14 protein-coding genes are annotated in these 17,477 nt (G+C 74.1%); 6 read left to right on the top strand and 8 right to left on the bottom strand.

Features of this window, described 5'->3' with window-relative positions:
- Window positions 1–77 precede the first annotated feature (77 nt).
- From MCM47_RS12250 to MCM47_RS12235, 4 genes are read right to left on the bottom strand one after another with little or no spacing between them, the layout of a single operon-like run.
- A complete protein-coding gene (locus MCM47_RS12250) occupies window positions 78–938 on the bottom strand; it encodes a nucleic acid/nucleotide deaminase domain-containing protein (protein ID WP_238861281.1) in 861 nt (286 codons plus the stop codon).
- A 16-nt stretch (window positions 939–954) separates the two neighbouring features.
- On the bottom strand, window positions 955–1,509 hold the full coding sequence (locus MCM47_RS12245; protein WP_238861279.1) for an SUKH-4 family immunity protein: 555 nt from the start codon (window positions 1,507–1,509) through the stop codon (window positions 955–957).
- A gap of 27 nt (window positions 1,510–1,536) precedes the next feature.
- Window positions 1,537–2,529 (bottom strand): nucleic acid/nucleotide deaminase domain-containing protein, encoded by a 993-nt coding sequence (locus MCM47_RS12240; protein WP_238861277.1) that lies wholly within the window; start codon window positions 2,527–2,529, stop codon window positions 1,537–1,539.
- Window positions 2,526–3,248: a WXG100 family type VII secretion target gene (locus MCM47_RS12235; protein ID WP_238861275.1), complete on the bottom strand. Its 723-nt coding sequence runs from the start codon at window positions 3,246–3,248 to the stop codon at window positions 2,526–2,528. Before MCM47_RS12235 ends, MCM47_RS12240 begins: the two co-directional genes overlap by 4 nt.
- Before the next feature lie 289 nt (window positions 3,249–3,537).
- On the opposite strand from MCM47_RS12235, the gene MCM47_RS12230 reads away from it, so the two are divergent.
- Window positions 3,538–3,942 carry a VOC family protein gene (locus MCM47_RS12230; protein ID WP_238861273.1) on the top strand — a complete coding sequence of 135 codons (405 nt, stop codon included), beginning with the start codon at window positions 3,538–3,540 and terminating at the stop codon, window positions 3,940–3,942.
- Window positions 3,943–4,175: 233 nt separating this feature from the next.
- On the opposite strand, the gene MCM47_RS12225 is transcribed toward MCM47_RS12230, so the two are convergent.
- Entirely contained in the window at window positions 4,176–5,099 is a 924-nt protein-coding gene (locus tag MCM47_RS12225) for a DUF4231 domain-containing protein (RefSeq protein ID WP_238861271.1), read from the bottom strand.
- A gap of 131 nt (window positions 5,100–5,230) precedes the next feature.
- Here MCM47_RS12225 and MCM47_RS12220 point away from each other — a divergent pair, with 131 nt between their 5' ends.
- Complete coding sequence (locus tag MCM47_RS12220; protein ID WP_238861269.1) at window positions 5,231–5,686, top strand: VOC family protein; 456 nt, start codon at window positions 5,231–5,233, stop codon at window positions 5,684–5,686.
- Between the two features lie 73 nt (window positions 5,687–5,759).
- Here MCM47_RS12220 and MCM47_RS12215 read toward each other — a convergent pair whose 3' ends face one another.
- Complete coding sequence (locus tag MCM47_RS12215; protein WP_238861267.1) at window positions 5,760–7,220, bottom strand: NCS2 family permease; 1,461 nt, start codon at window positions 7,218–7,220, stop codon at window positions 5,760–5,762.
- Window positions 7,221–7,467: 247 nt separating this feature from the next.
- Between MCM47_RS12215 and MCM47_RS12210 the strand changes: the two genes are divergently transcribed.
- Window positions 7,468–7,788 (top strand): DUF2530 domain-containing protein, encoded by a 321-nt coding sequence (locus MCM47_RS12210; RefSeq protein WP_238861265.1) that lies wholly within the window; start codon window positions 7,468–7,470, stop codon window positions 7,786–7,788.
- 79 nt (window positions 7,789–7,867) lie between these two features.
- Entirely contained in the window at window positions 7,868–10,357 is a 2,490-nt protein-coding gene (locus tag MCM47_RS12205; protein WP_238861263.1) for an HAD-IC family P-type ATPase, read from the top strand.
- A 90-nt stretch (window positions 10,358–10,447) separates the two neighbouring features.
- Here the strand turns inward: MCM47_RS12205 and MCM47_RS12200 are convergent, their stop codons facing one another.
- Complete coding sequence (locus MCM47_RS12200; RefSeq protein ID WP_238861261.1) at window positions 10,448–13,759, bottom strand: sacsin N-terminal ATP-binding-like domain-containing protein; 3,312 nt, start codon at window positions 13,757–13,759, stop codon at window positions 10,448–10,450.
- A 238-nt stretch (window positions 13,760–13,997) separates the two neighbouring features.
- Complete coding sequence (locus MCM47_RS12195; RefSeq protein ID WP_238861473.1) at window positions 13,998–14,879, bottom strand: DUF3027 domain-containing protein; 882 nt, start codon at window positions 14,877–14,879, stop codon at window positions 13,998–14,000.
- 628 nt (window positions 14,880–15,507) lie between these two features.
- Here MCM47_RS12195 and MCM47_RS12190 point away from each other — a divergent pair.
- Window positions 15,508–16,872: an MFS transporter gene (locus MCM47_RS12190; RefSeq protein ID WP_374209118.1), complete on the top strand. Its 1,365-nt coding sequence runs from the start codon at window positions 15,508–15,510 to the stop codon at window positions 16,870–16,872.
- A gap of 71 nt (window positions 16,873–16,943) precedes the next feature.
- The gene (locus MCM47_RS12185; RefSeq protein WP_238861259.1) at window positions 16,944–17,474 is read left to right on the top strand and encodes a hypothetical protein; all 531 of its coding nucleotides are present in this window, start codon (window positions 16,944–16,946) and stop codon (window positions 17,472–17,474) included.
- Window positions 17,475–17,477: the final 3 nt, after the last annotated feature.

Here is a 17,477-nt window from a genome sequence, read left to right as displayed (position 1 = left end):
CCTGCCCGGGGCGGGCCCGCCCGGGGGTCGGCCCGCCGGCGGGCCCCGACCCGACTCGGGCCGGTTCCTGTCCGGACTCAGCCCTGCCGCTCGGCCAGACTGATCATCAACGCCTTGATCCCGCTCTCGCGGGACACGGCCGTCTCCCCGTAGTCGAAGCTGTGCGTGAACTCCGCCTGCGGGAACTCCTGCGCCATCCAGAGCGCGCAGTAGTGCCCGGGCATCATGCAGGGCTCCAGCTCGCAGTGGACCCGGAGGACCTGCTCCGCCTCGACGCCCTCCGCCCGGAGACGGTGCCACAGCGCCTCCTCCGGGTGCAGCGGACCGGGGCCGCCCACCTGCGTGACGATCCGCGTCCCGCCCTGACCGTCGGCCACCTCGAAGGCCGCCGACGAGTCGACGTTCAGCGGACGCCGCAGGTCGTCCAGGACCCGCGGCCACCAGCCCTCGCGGTCGTCGAGCGCCACCGGGTCGGCGGTCAGCAGGCCCTGGCGCAGCTCCCGGTAGGCCGTGAAGGCCTCCTCCGGCCGGTCCACGGCGGTGACCGCCGGCAGCAGCCGGTCGAGCAGCAGCAGCCCGGCCGCGAGGGCCCGCGTGTCGGAGCTCACCGGCAGGTCGACCGGCTCGGCCCCCAGCAGCACCGCCCGGACCGACCGGTCCGGCGCGAAGTAGAACTCCGCCCCGCCGTCCGTGCCGATCCGCAGCTGGGCCGCGAGCGGTCCTGCGTCCAGCCCGGAGCCGGCCGCGTACTCGCCCAGCGACAGCGGATCGGACTCCTCGGCGGCCCGGAAGTACGGCCCCACCTGGAGCGGCAGCCCCGGGTGCCGCAGCGGCCCTTCGGGCGCGATCGGCAGGGCGCGCAGCCCCCGCGGGCCGAAGTGCGCCAGCAGCGCCGCCGCCAGCTCGTCGTCCTTGTCCGCGTTGACGTCCGTGTTCACCTCGCGACCAGCCCTCTCACAGCATGGGGTAGGAGTCGAGGAACGCCGTCCAGAACTCGCTCTCGAAGGGCCGCGAGTCCCAGCGCTCCATGCCCTCGCGGACGATCTCCTCCACCTCGGCCCAGTCGTACGGGTTCGGGCGCTCGTCCGGACCGGGCCGCTCCACCTCGAACTTGTAGACCAGGTAGCCGAGCGAGGAGACGTCCCCGTGGACCAGCTCGTACTCGATCTCGGAGTCCGGGTCGGAGACCCAGATCGTCCCGTCGCCGAGGTGCACGAAGACGACCGCCTGGTAGAGCATCCCCAGCGGCTGCAGCCTGCCGTGCGGGGTGTCGACCGGCTCCGGGTCCGGCCAGGTCGCGAAGGCCTTCGCCGGGCTCGCCGGATCCCGGTCGGCGAACTCCTCCAGGATCCGGAAGAGCCCGTTGGAGCACGGGATCCCGACCTCCGTCACGAAGCGTGCGCCGTCGCCGTCCGGCCAGATCCGCGCCGCCACGTCGGGCCGGAACCGCAGCAGGTCACCGGGCTCCGCCTCTTCGACGACCGCGGGCCAGTCAATCCCTACCAGCACCTGTCATCCATCCTTCGAACTCGCCTGTCAGTGGCCCTTGTGCTTCTTCTTCGCGGCTTGCTTGGCCTCGTGGGCCGCCTTGTCCTGCTGCCCCTGTGCGTCGAAGTCCGTCGGGCCCATCGTGCCACCATGCTGGCCGGCGGCGTGATCCTTCTCCAACTGGTCCAGATAGGCCCGGTGGCCCCAGTCGCGGTCCGCCGTCTTGACCTTGCTGTCGTAGTCGACGCCGTGGGTGACCTTCAGGTCGGGATTCGCCGGCTCGAAGTGCCGGCCGAGCCAGCGCTCGCAGTTCGGTCCCGCCTGGCAGGGCGCCCGTTCGGTGTAGAGCTCGCGGACGTTGCCCTCCTTGCCCCCCAGCAACGGCTTGCCGATCGACCGCTCCGAGTGGCTCCGGACGTAGTCGCTCCGGCCGACGAGGATGAACTCGCCCTTCTCGTCCCGGTACCTGAGCGAGGCGTAGTTCTTGCCGCCGTAGTCGCCCTGGGCGCGCCGGGCCTCCTCCACCGCCTGGGACAGCGGGGACGGCTGCTTGATCTTGTTGCTGCCGACCTTCTCGTTCTTCTTCTGCTTGCCGTCCGCGTCCGTGTCGGTCTTCTTGTACTGCCGCGCGTGGTACTTGTCCTTCAGGTCCTTCGGGTCCGCGTCCTTGACCTTGTCGGAGTCACCGTCCAGCAGGGTCTTGAGGGACTTGTCGGTCCCGTCCAGGTCGACCAGCTTGCCGTCCTTGATCTCCTGGACCCGGCCGTCGTCGTGGATGAAGTACTTCCGGGGCGGCGTCTTCGCGCCACCGCTCCCGCCACCGGTCCCCGCGTGCGGCGGCGGGGCGCCGCCGTCCTTGCCCTTGCCGGTGAGGTCCTTGGCGTGGTGCGCGTCGTTGTCGCTGTGGTGCTTGGCGGCCTTGGTGAGGTTGTCGCCCGCCTGCTTGTACATCTTCTTGGCGGCCTTGCCCATGTCGTCGGCGAGGGCCTTGCCGAGCTTCTGGGCCCCGTGCTGGAGGGCCTTGACGATCGGGTCGCTCATTCGAAGCTCATCGCTGCGACCCGGCCGCGGAAGACCTGCGCGTGTTGGGCCACCTTCTCCGCCTGCTCGTGCAGGGCCCGGGCGTGCGCCTCCACGGCCGCGGGGTTGATCTTGAAGCCGGTGCCGGCCGAACCGCCGCCGCCGTTCAGCGCCGCCTCCGCGGCCTCGAACACCAGGCCCGAGACCGCCTCCGAGACGACCTCCACCAGCGGGGTGATGGCGGCCTCGATCACCTGGCCGACGACGTAGTCCTCCAACTGGTGCGCCAGGTAGGACATCAGCTTGCGCGCGGCCTGCTGGGCGGCGACCGCCCCGACCTCCGCGATCCCGGCGGTCGCCACGGCGGCCGCCTGGGCGGCGACGAAGGTGGCGGCCAGGACGACGAGTTCGCCGAGCGCCTCGAGCTTCATCCCGACGATCACGTCGGCGGCCGTGTCCAGGGCCTTCGACACCACGTGGGCGGCCTGGACGACCTCGTTGAAGTGCTTGTCGGACATCAGCGCCCACTTGGCGACCAGCGCCTCGTAGGACGCACCCTCGTAGGCGCCGCCGAGTTGATGGATCGTCGCGGTCGAGTCCGTGTGCAGCTCTTCGAGGCCCTGCGCGAACTCCTTCACGTGCTCGCCGAATTCGCGGACCTTGTCCTCGTTGATCGCCGGCCAGCGAATGCCGATGAACTCAAGGAGCGTCACCACTTCGCCCGGCAGCTCGATGGCCATGGACCGTCCCCCCGTGCACTGCAATCCCCCGATATGATCAAAAGTCTATACATCCGGTCGAAGGCCACCGGCACCGGATCCGTGCCGATTCTGTGGCGATCCGGCGCAATACGGCCCGATCCCCGCCCGTCCGCGTCGATCCGTGCCGAATCCGCACCGATCCGCGCCGGCCGGAGCCCCCCGGCGCCATCGGCCGTGCCCTCCATGACTCCCGGTGCGATGCTGGTCGTGGGACCCGATCCACGCGGGCCCCGGCGCCGCGCCACCCTCAGAGAAGGGCCGACCAGAAATGACCGACGTCGCCGCCGAACAGGCCGAGCAGGCCGACACCGGCTTCGCCCGCCTCGCCATGGTCACCATCGACTGCGCCGACCCGGTCGCGCTGGCCGCCTTCTACGGCGAGCTGCTCGGGTGGGAGACCAGGCACGTGGACGAGCACTTCGCGATCCTCGACAACCCGGAGGGCGGCAGCCCACTCGGCTTCGGGCGGGTCAACGGCTACCGGCCCGAGCCGTGGAACGAACCGGACGGCGGCAAGCACTTCCACCTGGACTTCTACGTCGACGACCTGGAGGAGGCCACCGCCAAGGCGCTCGCGCTCGGCGCCACCGAGCCGCAGTACCAGCACGGCCGTACGCTCAAGGTGCTGATCGACCCGGCCGGCCACCCGTTCGGTCTAGCCCCCTTGGAGTGACCCGCGAACGCCCCCACCGGCAGCGGGCGTCCCGTGCGCAGGCAGCGGCAGGGGTTCGCACCAGGATCCCGCCGATCATGGGAAGACCCGCTCCGACCTGCAGCTTCACCACGATCACCAACATCGAGCGCGCGGTGACGCGCAGCGCCGCGCGGCCACTGCGGCGTCGCAGCGGCCGCGCGGCCTCCGGTGCGTCCGGGTGTCGCCGGTGCAGGTGCCGGTGCCGGCGCCGGTCAGCGCGGGAACGCGCGCCGGGCCCGCCAGGTGGTGTGCTCGCGCGAGACCGCGTCCTCCGCCTCGGCGGCCAGCCGGGCCCAGCGCTGCTCGGCGTCCGGGGCCTTGAGGTCCAGGTCGGACAGCTGGTTGCCGACGTTCTCCAGCTCGCGCGCGGCCAGCTGGTACGCGGCGGCGAGCGGGCGCAGCTGCTTGAGCTGGGTCCAGGCGATCACCGCGGCGGCCGCCGCCGAGCTGGCGCCGAAGACGTGCACCGGAAGCGCCCCGACCGCCTGTGCGATCGCCGCCGCCGCACCGAGGATGATCAGGGCCGCGACCCCCAGCCCCCAGGAGACCGCCTGCGTCTCGCAGGCCTCGGCCCGCGAGCGGTACCACGTCCGCTGCCCCTCCACCCGGGTGCGCAGGTAGAGCGTGCGACGCTCGGTCAGGCTGCCGGCCCGGGCCCTTCGCATCTCCGCGGTGATCTCCGGGACGGTGCCGGGCGGCACGATCTCCGGATCCTCGAAGGCACGCAGCACGTCCTCCAGCTGGAGCAGGTATCCGCGGTCCACCTCGGCCGACTCCGCGCCGCCGTCGAACGGGCGGGCGCGCACGGCGTACTTCCAGGCCAGCGTCTTCACCGATTCGGCCGCCGCCCGGGCCTCGTACCAACGCCCCTGCGGGTTGCTGCGCCGCAGCCGGGACCAGAAGTAGCCGGCGACCAGGAACGCCACCACCGAGAAGAGCGGAGTGACGTCGCCGTCGCCGCGGTGCTCGGGCCCGGGCAGCGAGCCCACCACCGCCGCGATCACCAGCATCGAGATCAGGCCCCGGTACCAGCGCAGCGTCTCGCGCTGCCCGTCCAGCGAGGCCTTGTCCGCCGTCCAGAACAGCTCCGGCAGCAGTTTCGCCTCGACCCCTCCGGGCGGATCCTGTTGCACCATCGGTAGAGCCCCCTCCCCGTGTCCGGCCCAGGCAGTATGCCCACCACCGACTGGGCTACACAGTCGCCTTCCTGCCACCTGACGGCGGCACGTGATTGCCCGTCAGGCCGGTAACCGATATAAACGGTTACATGACCATCCCCGTGCACTGGAAAGTCGTCGTCGACTGCGCCGACCCGCACCGCCAGGCCGCCTTCTGGGCAGCGGCGCTCGGCTACACGGTCGAGGACCACGCCGTCCTCATCGAGCAGCTGCTCAACGCCGGGCGGATCACCCCGGACCTCCTCACCGAGGTCGGCGGGCGCCGCGCCTGGCGCACCCTGGCCGCCGTCCGCCATCCCGACGACCCGCACGACCCCACCTCCGGCACCGGGCTCGGCCGCCGTCTGCTCTTCCAGCACGTCCCCGAGCCGAAGACGGTCAAGAACCGCCTCCATCTCGACCTCCACCCCGGCCCCGACGCCCGCGACGCCACCGTGGCCCGCCTGCGCGGCCTGGGCGCCACCGTCCTGCGCCACGTCCGGGAGCCGGGCACCGACCACGTCGTCATGGCCGACCCCGAGGGCAACGAGTTCTGCGTGCAGTGAGGACGCGCCCGCCACGTACGGCAGCGGCCCCGCACTCCGGGGAGTGCGGGGCCGCTGCCGTACGGGGGCGGCGTCAGAGCAGGCCGAGGGCGGGCATCAGGTAGTAGAAGGCGAAGACCGCGGACACCGCGTACATCGCAGCCGGGACCTCGCGGCCGCGACCGGCGGCGAGGCGCAGGACGCAGAAGGCGACGAAGCCGAAGCCGATGCCGTTGGTGATGGAGTAGGTGAACGGCATCGTCACCATGGTCAGGAAGGCCGGGATCGCGACGGTGTGGTCGGCCCAGTCGATCTCCTTGACCGAGTTGGCCAGGATCAGGAAGCCGACGGCCACCAGCGCGGGGGTGGCGGCCTGGGCGGGGACCATGCCGGCGAGCGGGGCGAAGAAGATCGCCACCACGAAGAGCAGGCCGGTGACGATCGAGGCGACGCCGGTCCGGGCGCCCTCGCCGACGCCGGCGGTGGACTCGACGTAGCAGGTGTTGGCGGAGCAGGAGGTGGCGCCGCCGGCCGCGGTGGCGATGCCGTCGACCATCAGGATCCGGTTGATGCCGGGCAGGTCGCCCTTCTCGTCCAGCAGGTGGGCCTCGTCGGCGACGCCGAGGATGGTGCCCATCGCGTCGAAGAAGCAGGACATCAGGACGGTGAAGACGAAGAGGGCGCCGGTGAGCGCGCCGACCTTCTCGAAGCCGCCGAACAGGCTGACGTGGCCGACCAGGCCGAAGTCGGGGGCGGCGACCGGGTTGCCGGGCCAGGCCGGGACGGTCAGGCCCCAGCCGGCGTCGGGGACTCCGGCGAGCTTGTCGATCGCCACGGCGACCACGGTGGTCACGGCGATGGAGACCAGGATCGCGCCGGGCACCTTGCGGACGATCAGCACCAGGGTGAGCAGCAGACCGAGCACGAAGACCAGCACCGGCCAGCCGAGCAGGTGGCCGTTGCCGCCGAGCTGGAGCGGGACGGTGGTGTGGGCGATGTCCGGGATCCGGCTGACGAAGCCGGCGTCGACCAGGCCGACCAGGGCGATGAAGAGCCCGATGCCGATCGCGATCGCCTTGCGCAGGCCGAGCGGAACGGCGTTCATGACCCGCTCGCGCAGGCCGGTGGCGACCAGGAGCATGATCGCGAATCCTGCCAGCACCACCATGCCCATGGCGTCCGGCCAGGTCATCTTGGGGGCGAGCTGGAGGGCGACGATGGTGTTGACGCCGAGGCCGGCGGCCAGGCCGATCGGGACGTTGCCGATCACGCCCATCAGCAGGGTGGTGAGCCCGGCGGTGAGGGCGGTCGCGGTGACCAGCTGCGCGTTGTCCAGGTGGGCCCCGGTCATGTCCGTGGCGCTGGCCAGGATGATCGGGTTGAGCACCAGGATGTACGCCATGGTGAAGAAGGTGGCGATGCCACCGCGGATCTCGCGCGGGAGGGTGGAGCCGCGCTCGGAGATCCGGAAGTAGCGGTCCAGGGCGCCGGCGGGGGGCTTGGGCGCCGTGGCGACGGGCTCGGGCGACTCGGTGGTCGGCTGGGCCACAGGCATGCGTGCGTCCTCTGGTGGGGGCTGAGGAGAGGGGTCCGCGCCCGGGGCGACGATGGCCGGGCGGGCCCGGCGGCGCGGCGTCGGCCCAGGCGTCCTGGGCATGGCGCAGCCAACCGGAAGGCCCCAGTATGGGCGCCCCGATCGCACACGCGCTATCTTCGCGCGTAGAACGATCAACGTGACAAGAGGACAGATCGGGAGTGGCCGAAAGTCGGACGAGCGGCCGCCGCCCCGTACTCTAGAGCCCATGCCGAAGACCCCGCTGCACCCCTCGCCCCCGCCGCTGGAGGCCAACGACGTCGCCATCGTCGGCGGCGGCACGGTGCTGTGGTTCGTCGCCTTCCTGGCCCTGCTCCCGTTCCGGGGGACGCTCGCCGACCACGGCCACGGGAACTGGCCGTGGATCTGCCTGGCCGGGGCCGGCCTCGGCCTGATCGGCCTCTGGTACTGCCGCGCCCGCCGGGACGCGATCGCCCGCAGCCGCGCTGCCGGGGCCGGGGCGGCCGAGCGGTCGGCCGGCGAGCGCTCGACCGGCGACAACGGCGCGGACCCGGCCGCCCGGGACTGACCGGATCCGGCCACCCGGTCGGACTGCACAGTCCTCCAGCAGCACGCATCGGACATGAGGCACCCGTAGAGTCGGTGCCATGACGCAGCCTGCCCAGCAACCGGATCAGGCGCCCGGCGACGGTCATGACGGCGCCCACCCGCTCGGCCTGCTGCCCGGGCGGCGCGCGGGCCTCACCGCTGCGGAGGTCGCCGAGCGGGTGGCCCGGGGGGACGTCAACGACGTCCCGGTGCGCTCCAGCCGCTCCACCCGGGAGATCGTCCGGGCCAACGTCTTCACCCGCTTCAACGCGATCATCGGCGTGATGTTCGGGATCATCCTGGTCGTCGGGCCGATCCAGGACGGCCTGTTCGGCCTGGTCATCGTCGCCAACACGGCGATCGGCATCGTCCAGGAGCTGCGCGCCAAGAAGACCCTGGACAGCCTGGCGCTGATCGGCGAGGCCAGGCCCCAGGTCCGCCGGGACGGCACCGTCCAGCAAATCGCCACCGGCGAGATCGTCCTCGACGACACCGTGCTGCTCGGCATCGGCGACAAGGTGATCGTCGACGGCGCGGTGACCGAGGCCGACGGGCTGGAGATCGACGAGTCGCTGCTCACCGGCGAGCCCGACCCCGTCCTCAAGCAGCCCGGCGACCAGGTGATGTCCGGCAGCTTCGTGGTGGCCGGCGCGGGGGCGTTCACCGCCACCAAGGTGGGCCGCGAGGCGTACGCGGCCCAGCTCGCCGAGGAGGCCAGCCGGTTCACCCTGGTCAGGTCCGAGCTGCGCAGCGGCATCGACAGCATCCTGCGGTTCATCACCTGGCTGCTGGTGCCCACCGCCGTCGGACTGGTGATCAGCCAGCTCGCGGTCGAGGGGCGGGACTGGAAGGAGGCCGTCCGCCGGATGGTGGCCGGCATCGTGCCGATGGTCCCCGAGGGCCTGGTGCTGCTGACCTCGGTCGCCTTCGCGATCGGCGTGATCCGGCTCGGCCGCAGGCAGTGCCTGGTGCAGGAGCTGCCCGCGATCGAGGGGCTGGCCCGGGTGGACACCGTCTGTCTGGACAAGACCGGCACGCTCACCGAGGGCGGCATGGACGTCGTCGAGCTGCGCACCCTGGCCGGGGCCGACGGCCACCCGCGTGCGGACGCCCCGCCGGCCCGTTCCGTGCACGCCGACCCGGAGGTGATCAAGCAGGCGCTCGGCGTGATGGCCGGCGCGGACGCCCGCCCCAACCCGTCGATGCAGGCGGTGATCGAGGCCTACGGGCTGGGCGGGGGCGACGGCGACGGCGACGGCGCGAGCGGCGGCTGGCGGGTGATCGAGGCGATGCCGTTCTCCTCCGCCCGCAAGTGGAGCGGGGTCCAGCTGCTCGAGCCGCAGGGCGGCGAGGCCAGCTGGCTGCTCGGCGCGCCGGACGTGCTGCTGCCGGCCGGGCACCCGGCGCTCGCCGACGTGGACGAGCTCGGCACCAAGGGCCTGCGGGTGCTGCTGCTGGGCCGCACCCCCGTCCCGCTCGACGCCCCGGACCCGGCCGCCGACCTGCAGCCGCTCGCCCTGGTCGTGCTCCGGCAGCGGCTGCGCGAGGACGCCGCCGACACCCTGCGCTACTTCGAGGGCCAGCGCGTCCAGGCCAAGGTGATCTCCGGCGACGCCGCCGTCTCGGTCGGCGCCGTCGCCGCGCACCTCGGCCTGCCCGGCGCCGACCGGCCGCTGGACGCGCGCAGCCTGTCCGCCGAGCCCGCGCAGTTCGCCGACGCCGCCGAGCGGACCACCGTCTTCGGCCGGGTCACCCCGCAGCAGAAGCGGGAGCTGGTCGGCGCGCTGCAGTCACGCGGGCACACCGTGGCGATGACCGGCGACGGCGTCAACGACGTGCTGGCGCTCAAGGACGCCGACATCGGCGTGGCGATGGGCACCGGCAGCGACGCGACCAAGGCCGTCGCACAGATCGTGCTGCTGAACGACTCGTTTGCCACCCTCCCCTCCGTGGTCGCCGAGGGCCGCCGGGTGATCGGCAACATCGAGCGGGTGGCCGGGCTCTTCCTGGTGAAGACGGTCTACTCGGTGCTGCTCGCGCTGCTGGTGATCTTCACGCACTCGCCGTACCCGTTCCTGCCACGGCACTCCACGGTGCTCTCCACCCTCACCATCGGCATCCCGGCCTTCTTCCTGGCTCTGGCGCCCAACAACGAGCGGGCCCGCACCGGCTTCGTCCGCCGGGTGCTGCGGCTGGCCGTCCCCGGCGGCATCATCGCCGGGACGGCCACCTTCACCGCGTACGCACTGGCCCGGTCCAACCACACGACCGACCTCGAGTCCGACACCAGCGTGGCCACGCTGACGCTGTTCATCGTGGCGATCTGGGTGCTGGCGATCGTGGCCCGGCCCTACAACTGGTGGCGGCTGCTGCTGATCGGGGCGATGTGCGGGGCGTTCGCGCTGGTGCTGACGGTGCCCTGGCTGTCGGACTTCTTCGAGCTCTCGCTCGCCGGCGTCCGTGACCCGTGGCTGGGCGTCGCCATCGCCCTGGTCGCCGGGGTGCTCCTGGAGGTGGTCTGGCGGGTCATGCGGCGCGCCTCGGACTGAGCCCGTACGGCGCGGGGGCACCCGCCCCCGTCGTGGAGCGGGTGCACCCGGCCGGGGTGGCGGGGTGCCGGGGTGGTGCTCCTCCGGACGTCAGCCCTCGAAGTCGCGGGCGGCGGAGAGCTCGTAGGCGCGGTCCGGCTCGGTGAGCGCGGCCAGCACCTCGAACCGGCGGTGCCACTGACCGACCGACCAGGCCAGCCCGGCCGCCAGCCCCTCCGGGGTGGCGGCGTGCAGCAGCCCTGGCACCGGCGGCAGCTCGAACTCGTCGTCCTCGTCGGTCACCTCGGCCTCGTCCGGGTCGTACGGCACCTCCGGGGTGTCCGCCTCGGTGTCCCAACGCCAGTCCACGGCGGCCTCGTCGCCGTCCGGGCCGACCACCAGCAGCTCCTCGTGCTCCTCGTAGGCCACCGGGCAGCCCGGCAGCAGTTCCCGCACCACGGCGGGGAGCCGGTGCAGCCGGCCCTCGGAGAGCACCCGGCCGCCCGCCACCTCGCTGGCCAGCGAGACGTGCAGCCGCTCGGCGAGGTCGGCCGCCAGCGCCGGGGCGACCGGCAGCAGCGGGTACGGGTGCAGCAGCTGGACGAGGTCCGGCGCGTCGGCGACGACCGCCTCGGCGGCGTCCACGATCACCGTGTGCGCCGGACGGCGGCCGGTGTCCGGATCCAGCGGCGGCAGCGCCCGCACCACGTCCAGCGGCTCGATCCGCTCGGCCTCGACCCGGGCCAACGCGCTGTGGATGCCGTGCAGTTGGCGGTGGCCGACCTCGGAGGCCGGGTCGGTGAGCCGGTCCAGCAGCTCGTCCGGGCCATGCGGCTCGGCGAGCAGCGCGGTCAGCGTGGTGCGCACCCCGAGCGCGTGCAGGAACTGCTCGTCCAGCGTGGTCCGCGCCTCGTCGTAGAGGCCGCGCAGCAGCGGGTCGGCGCCGGCCGCGCGCAGACCGGCCGGCTCGCGTCCGTCCAGCACCGGGTGATCGCGCAGCCACCAGGCGGTGTACGGCGGCAGGTCGGCGTAGGAGCCGTCGGGCAGCAGGGTGCGGACGGGGTTGACGACGGCGTCCCGGTACGGCGGCCGGGCGAGCGCGGCCAGCGCCTCGGGCCAGGCGTCGTCGTCCACCAGGTCGAGGTCGCGCACGGCCAGCAGCTCGGCGGCGACGGGCGGCACGCCCACCGGGTCGCCGTCATCGGCGTGCAGCGCCTCCAGGGCGTCCTCGGCCCACTCGGCGAGGCCGTCCGGGGCCTCGTCCAGCAGGCCGGTCGGGTGGCCGCCGGCCGCGCGGTCGGCGGGGGCGGTCGGGTCGAGCCGCTCCAGGTCGTCCGGGTCGAGCACCACGTCCTCGGCCCGGACCAGCACGAACTCGGCCGGCACGCCGGCGGCGGCGAGCACCTCGGGGCCCCAGCGCTCCAGCAGCTCGTCGTCCACCCAGCCCGCGTCGTCCTCCCGGGCGACGGCGGCGAGCCGGCTGCCGGGCAGGATCAGCTCGCCCGCGCGGGCCGGCTCGCCCTCGTCGTCCAGCAGCGCCAGCCGGGCCAGCCACGGGTGCTCGCCGACCGCCGGGGCGGCCGCCTTGACCAGGGCGAGCACCGAGTCGGCGAGGTCGGCGGCGGCGTCCAGGTCCTCCTCGGCCAGCTCGTAGGAGCGGGCGACGGCGGCCCGCACCTCGGGCGTGTCCAGCACGCCGGCGGGGGTGGCGGTGCCGGCGCCGAGCTTCGCCAGCAGCGGGTGCGCGGCCTCCGGGTGGGCGAGGCGCAGGTCGAGCAGGGCCAGCGCGCCGGCCAGCGCCTCGGGGTAGCCGGGGTAGGCCGCCCACTCGGCGGCGTCGGAGGGCAGCAGGACCCGGCGCGGGCCGGTGACGGTACGGCCGTCGGCCAGCGGGACGGGCAGCGCGCCGAGCGCCTCCGGGTCGGCCGCGCCGAGCGCCGCGTAGAGGTTGCGCCACCAGGCCGGCTCGCGGTCCAGCCCGCCGAGCTGGTCGACCACCTCGGCCAGCGGCACCCGGCGCACCTTCAGCACCCTCAGCTCGGTGCGGCGCTCCAGACCGGCCGGCAACAGCCCCGGGAAGATCGGCGCCAGCGCCTCGACCACCGACTCGTCCGCGCCCTCCAGCAGCGTCGCGTCCCGGGGCCGCAGCGCCGGCGTGCCCTCCTCGACCGGCGCCGGGTGCGGCAGGAACGGCGTGCCGGGCAGCCGGGAGAGGATCGCGGCGCGCAGCGCGTTGTCCAGCGCGCCCTCGCCGAGCGGTCCGGGGACGAGGCCGAGCGAGCCGAGGTCGCCGCCGCGGGCGCGCAACAGGTCGGCGTAGGCCTCGGCGGCGCGCTCGGTGAGGAAGTCGGCCAGCGGGCCCGGCGCGACGTGCCGGCGGGTGGAGTCCAGCGGGTAGGAGGCGATCAGCAGCGCGGGCAGGCCGAGCGGCTCGTCGCTGGGCGTGGGGGCGTGCAGCACGGGCGCGATGCCGGGCGCCTGCGGGGCGCCGTCCGGGCCGACCGGGACGGCCCAGGTCACCGTCCAGTACGGGCGGGCACGCTCCTCGGTGGGCCGGTCGGTGAGCAGCGCGGCGTCCAGGGTGCCGGAGGCCACGGCGGTCTGCCAGACGGTCCGGCGCAGCCGCCCGCCCGCGTCGTCGGTGACGGTGATCGCCGTGACGCCGTCCGGCCGCGGCGCTGCGGCCGACCGGGTGAGCGTGCGGGTGCCCTCCGGGGTCTCCACCACGACCTCGGCCAGCCCGGGCAGGGTCAGCAGCAGGGCATCGTCGACACCGGCCAGCAGCCGGCGGGTCAGGTCCTCGGCGGCGGCGTCCCGCAGCGGCAGCACCACGACCGTGTCGTAACCGTCCGGGGCGGGCCCCTCGGCGGCGAACGGGAGCCGCAGCAGCGGCACGTGGCCGTCCCGGCGGCGCAGCTCGTCGGCCAGTGCGGGCTGCGCCTCGGCCAGCGAGCGGGCCTCGCCGAGCGACCAGCGCACGCCGCCGGCCGCGCCGAGCACCGCGGGCTCGTCGGTGACCGCGAGGACGGCGGCGAAGCCGACGCCGAACCGGCCCACGGTGGGCCGGCCGGCGGCCGCGTCCCGCTTGGAGGACGCACGCAGCGTGGAGAGCGACTCGACGGCGGCCGCATCCAGCGGCGCGCCGGTGTTGGCCGCGGCCAGGACGCCGTCCGCCAGGGTGAGCCGGAGCCGGCCGGGGGCGCCGCCCGCGCGGAGCGCCGCGTCGGCCGCGTTCTGCGCCAACTCGACCACCAGGCGGTCCCGGTAGCCGCCGAGGGCGAGTTCCTCCTCGGCGTTGGCGTCCTCCCGGAACCGGGCCGGGGAGGCGGCCCAGGCGTCCAGCACCCGGCGGCGCAGCGCGGCGCTGCCGAAGGGGTCCGCGCGGTGCTCGTCCGTTCCGCTGCCGATGATCCGAGGTTCCACTGGACCTGCCGCCTTCCGCCGCCCTGTACTTCGTACGGGGGGCATTCTCCCCCGGCCGGGCACCCCCGGCCGACCGGGGTGGGGCCGTGCCGCCCCCCGGAACGGCCGCGGCCCGCCCACCTGCGCAGGTGGGCGGGCCGCGATGCGTTCCGACCGGCGGACATCGGTCCGCCGGGACCGCCGCGCGGCCGGTCGACCGGGAGGGCCGGCCGGGAGCGCGGGGTCACGGGGCACGGGATCAGGAGTGGCCGAGCTCCTCGGCGGGGGCGTCGGGCTCGACCGAGCCCGTGGTGCGGTCGGGGTGCAGCTGCATCGGCTCGACCACCAGCTCGTCCAGGATCAGTTCGGACGGCGCCGGCGGAGCCGGGATCACGGCCGCCTCGGAGTGGCCGCCGCAGCCGTACGCGAAGGAGACGATCTGCCCGTCGGCCGGGCCGAACTCGTTGCCGCAGACGCCGAAGGCCTGGCCGAGCGAGCCGCCGATCGGGATCAGGAAGCCGCAGCTGACGCAGGAGGCCGGGGCGGCCTGCGCCATCGGGGTCTGCGGCCCGTGGGCCTTCTCCCAGCGGTCGGCGGCGAGGTGCAGGCCGAGGCGGGAGAGCACCCGGCTGCGGCCCATGCCGAGCTCCGCGGCGACGGCCCGGATCTCGGCGCGGGCGGGGGCGGGCTGGATGTCCGGGTCGCTGACGACCACGTCCTCCGGGGCGGCCAGCGCCATCGCCGAGTTCGGCGCCGGCTCGTCCTCGCCGGTCCAGCCCGGCTCCAGGCGCAGGTCGTCCGCGTCGGTGGGCAGCAGGTCGCCCGGGCCCATGTCGCCGGGGCGCAGCCGCTCGCTCCACGGCACCCACTGCGGGGCGAGGACGGCGTCGGGGCCCGGCAGCAGCACGACCTCGTCCAGGGTGACGTTCTTGGCGCGCGGGGCGCGCGCGACGGTCACGGCCCAGTGCCAGCCGCGGTAGGCGGCGTCCAGGCACTCGAAGGTGTGGGTGACGACGCGGTCGGCGTCCGCCTGGGCACCGAGGTGGGCCCCGACGGCTTCGGCTCCGACGGCCTCGTTCGCTGCCTGTCGGGCGAGTTCGACGGCCTCGGCACAGAGCCGATCGGGGGTACGGCTTCGCATCGCAGCACTCACGGCGTCGATTCTCTCCCAGTTCTTCTGTTGCCTGCGGCGTTTTGCCCGTTCCGTCGCGGCTCGGTGTCCCTCGTCCATTCTGCGCGACCACGGGCCGCCAGCGGTACCGGCCGCGCCGCTCTTCCGGTCCGGCCGGCCGCGGCCGCTGGTGGGTCGGACCTGGGCAGGCTACCCGCCGGTCGGCCACCCGGCACAGTCCGGGGCGGACGCCGCCGCCGCCGCGGCCGCGCCGCGCGGACCGGAATCCCGCGTTGCGGTACCGATTCTGGGGCAGGATGGGCATGTGGCGGACGAGAACCCGTCGCAGCACGCACTGCACGCTTCGCAGGCCGGCAGTCCCGACGACGAGGCGGGCGCCGTGCCGCGGCAGCAGCCTCCGGTCCTCGCTGCGGGCGACCCGCAGCCGGTGGACGCCTCGTCTACGCCCCCGGATCCCGTCGACCCCGGTCCCGCCGGGCAACCGGCGCACCCGGCCGGCGCGACCGCCGTGTCCGGCGGGCCCCCCGACGGGAGCGGGCACCCCGACAAGGGCGGGTACCCGGACGGGCACCCGGGCTCCGACGCCCCCACCGACCTCGATGACGAGGAACCGGAGGAGCCCCGCCGGCACTTCCTGATCCGCACCGCCTCCGCCGCCGGCTCGCGCACCGGCAAGGTCGTGCACGGCACCGGCCGGCGGATCCGCCGGGCCACCTCCGCCGAGGGGGCCGGCGAGTCCGGACTCGCCAAGCTGATCGAGCTGCACGCCCTGAACTCCTTCGGCGACATGCTGATCACCGTCGCGCTCGCCTCCACCATCTTCTTCTCCGTCCCCACCGGCGAGGCCCGCGGCCGGGTGGCGCTCTACCTGCTGATCACGATGGCGCCGTTCGCCGTCCTCGCCCCGGTGATCGGCCCGCTGCTGGACCGCCTGCCGCACGGCCGCCGGGCCGCGATGGCGATGTCCATGCTGGCCCGCGCGGTGCTGGCCTGGACGATGGCGAGCACCGTGGCCGGCGGCGGACTGGCGCTCTATCCGGAGGCGCTCGGCGTCCTGGTGGCGTCCAAGGCCTACGGCGTGGTGCGCAGCGTGGTGGTGCCCCGGCTGCTGCCCAGCCGGCTGTCCCTCGTGAAGGCGAACTCCCGGGTCACCCTGGCGGGACTGCTGGCCACCATGGTGGCGGCCGGCGTCGGCGGACTGCTGCACCTGATCGGGCCCGGCTGGCCGCTGCGCGGCGCCTTCCTGGTCTTCGTGGTCGGCACCCTGATGGCCTTCCACCTGCCGCACAAGGTGGACTCGGCCAAGGGCGAGCAGCGCGCCGTGCTGCACGCGGAGGTGCACGGCCAGGCCGCGGGCACCGTCGGCCCCTCCGGGCAGACCGCCCGGCCCCCCGCCCCGAAGGCGTCGCTGCGCACCGTCGGCCCTTCGGTGATCCTGGCGCTGCGGGCGATGTCGGCACTGCGCTGGCTGGTCGGCTTCCTGGTGATGTTCCTGGCCTTCCTGCTGCGCACCGAGCCGATCGGCGGGCTGCAGCCGACCCTCGCGCTCGGCCTGGTGGCGCTGGCCGCCGGTACCGGGAACGCGCTCGGCTCGGTGCTCGGCTCCTGGCTGCGCACCCGCGGGTCGGAGGCGACGGTCACCGCCATGCTGCTGCTGGCCACCTGCGCCACGGCCGCCGCCGCGCTCTGGTACGGGGTGGTGACGGTGATCGCGGTCGCCGGGGTCGCCGGGGTGTCGGCCTCGCTGGGGAAGCTGGCGCTGGACGCGCTGATCCAGCGCGACGTCCCCGAGGCGGTCCGGACCTCGGCCTTCGCCCGTTCGGAGACCCTGCTCCAGCTCTCCTGGGTGGCCGGCGGGACGGTCGGCATCCTGCTTCCGCTGAACGGCGTGCTGGGCCTCTCCGTGGCGGCCGCGGTGGTCGGCGTGGTGCTGCTCCTGACGGTCCGCTCGCTCTTGCGGATCGGCCTGCGCCACCGCGCCACCGCTCCCCGGGTCGCCTGACCGACCGGGCGCAACACGCGGCTGCCCACCCCCGCGTAGCGTGATCGGGAAAGCCCGGTAGCCTCTGACGCATGAGCCTCAACACCCGTGTCATCGCCGCCCTCGGCGCCGTCGTCGTGATCGGCGTCGGCACGGTCGTCGGGTCGGTCGCCTACGCGAAAGACCAGCCCGAGCCGAGCGACCACCGCGTCACCCTCACCGTCGGCACCTCCTCCATGGAGGAGGACCCCTTCTGCTTCAACGACGGCAAGCCGCTGACCGACCAGCAGCAGGAGGAGTGCCAGGAGAAGGCGGGCAAGGCCCTGGACGAGGGCAAGCTCCCCAAGTCCGACGTGGTCCCCAGTGACGGCATCGGCCTCGGGGTGACCCCGGACGTGGCGGACCGCGGCTGGTGGGCCAACTCCAACGGCGGCCAGGGCCAGGGCGGCCGCTTCGTGCTGGCCTCCGCGGCCAAGGGCTCGACCTACTCGGGCACCGTCCAGGCCTCCAAGGCGCTCAACTCGTCCGGCAAGACCCTGATCACCGTGGTCGAGTCCGACCCGAAGCAGCCGGACGCGATCTACGGCGTCTGGTACTTCCAGCTGAACACCCAGGACCACTGACGG

The organism is Kitasatospora sp. A2-31 (assembly GCF_022288725.1).
GTDB lineage: Bacteria > Actinomycetota > Actinomycetes > Streptomycetales > Streptomycetaceae > Kitasatospora.
Note: the sequence above shows the minus strand (reverse complement) of the source record. Positions and strands in the feature narration are given on the sequence as shown.

Bases quoted from the DNA above. Each gene is read 5' to 3' on its own strand.
- MCM47_RS12240 (WP_238861277.1), bottom strand. From the start codon at position 2,529: ATGAGCGACCCGATCGTCAAGGCCCTCCAGCACGGGGCCCAGAAGCTC.
- MCM47_RS12235 (WP_238861275.1), bottom strand. From the start codon at position 3,248: ATGGCCATCGAGCTGCCGGGCGAAGTGGTGACGCTCCTTGAGTTCATC.
- MCM47_RS12230 (WP_238861273.1), top strand. From the start codon at position 3,538: ATGACCGACGTCGCCGCCGAACAGGCCGAGCAGGCCGACACCGGCTTC.
- MCM47_RS12225 (WP_238861271.1), bottom strand. From the start codon at position 5,099: ATGGTGCAACAGGATCCGCCCGGAGGGGTCGAGGCGAAACTGCTGCCG.
- MCM47_RS12220 (WP_238861269.1), top strand. From the start codon at position 5,231: ATGACCATCCCCGTGCACTGGAAAGTCGTCGTCGACTGCGCCGACCCG.
- MCM47_RS12215 (WP_238861267.1), bottom strand. From the start codon at position 7,220: ATGCCTGTGGCCCAGCCGACCACCGAGTCGCCCGAGCCCGTCGCCACG.
- MCM47_RS12210 (WP_238861265.1), top strand. From the start codon at position 7,468: ATGCCGAAGACCCCGCTGCACCCCTCGCCCCCGCCGCTGGAGGCCAAC.
- MCM47_RS12205 (WP_238861263.1), top strand. From the start codon at position 7,868: ATGACGCAGCCTGCCCAGCAACCGGATCAGGCGCCCGGCGACGGTCAT.
- MCM47_RS12195 (WP_238861473.1), bottom strand. From the start codon at position 14,879: ATGCGAAGCCGTACCCCCGATCGGCTCTGTGCCGAGGCCGTCGAACTC.
- MCM47_RS12185 (WP_238861259.1), top strand. From the start codon at position 16,944: ATGAGCCTCAACACCCGTGTCATCGCCGCCCTCGGCGCCGTCGTCGTG.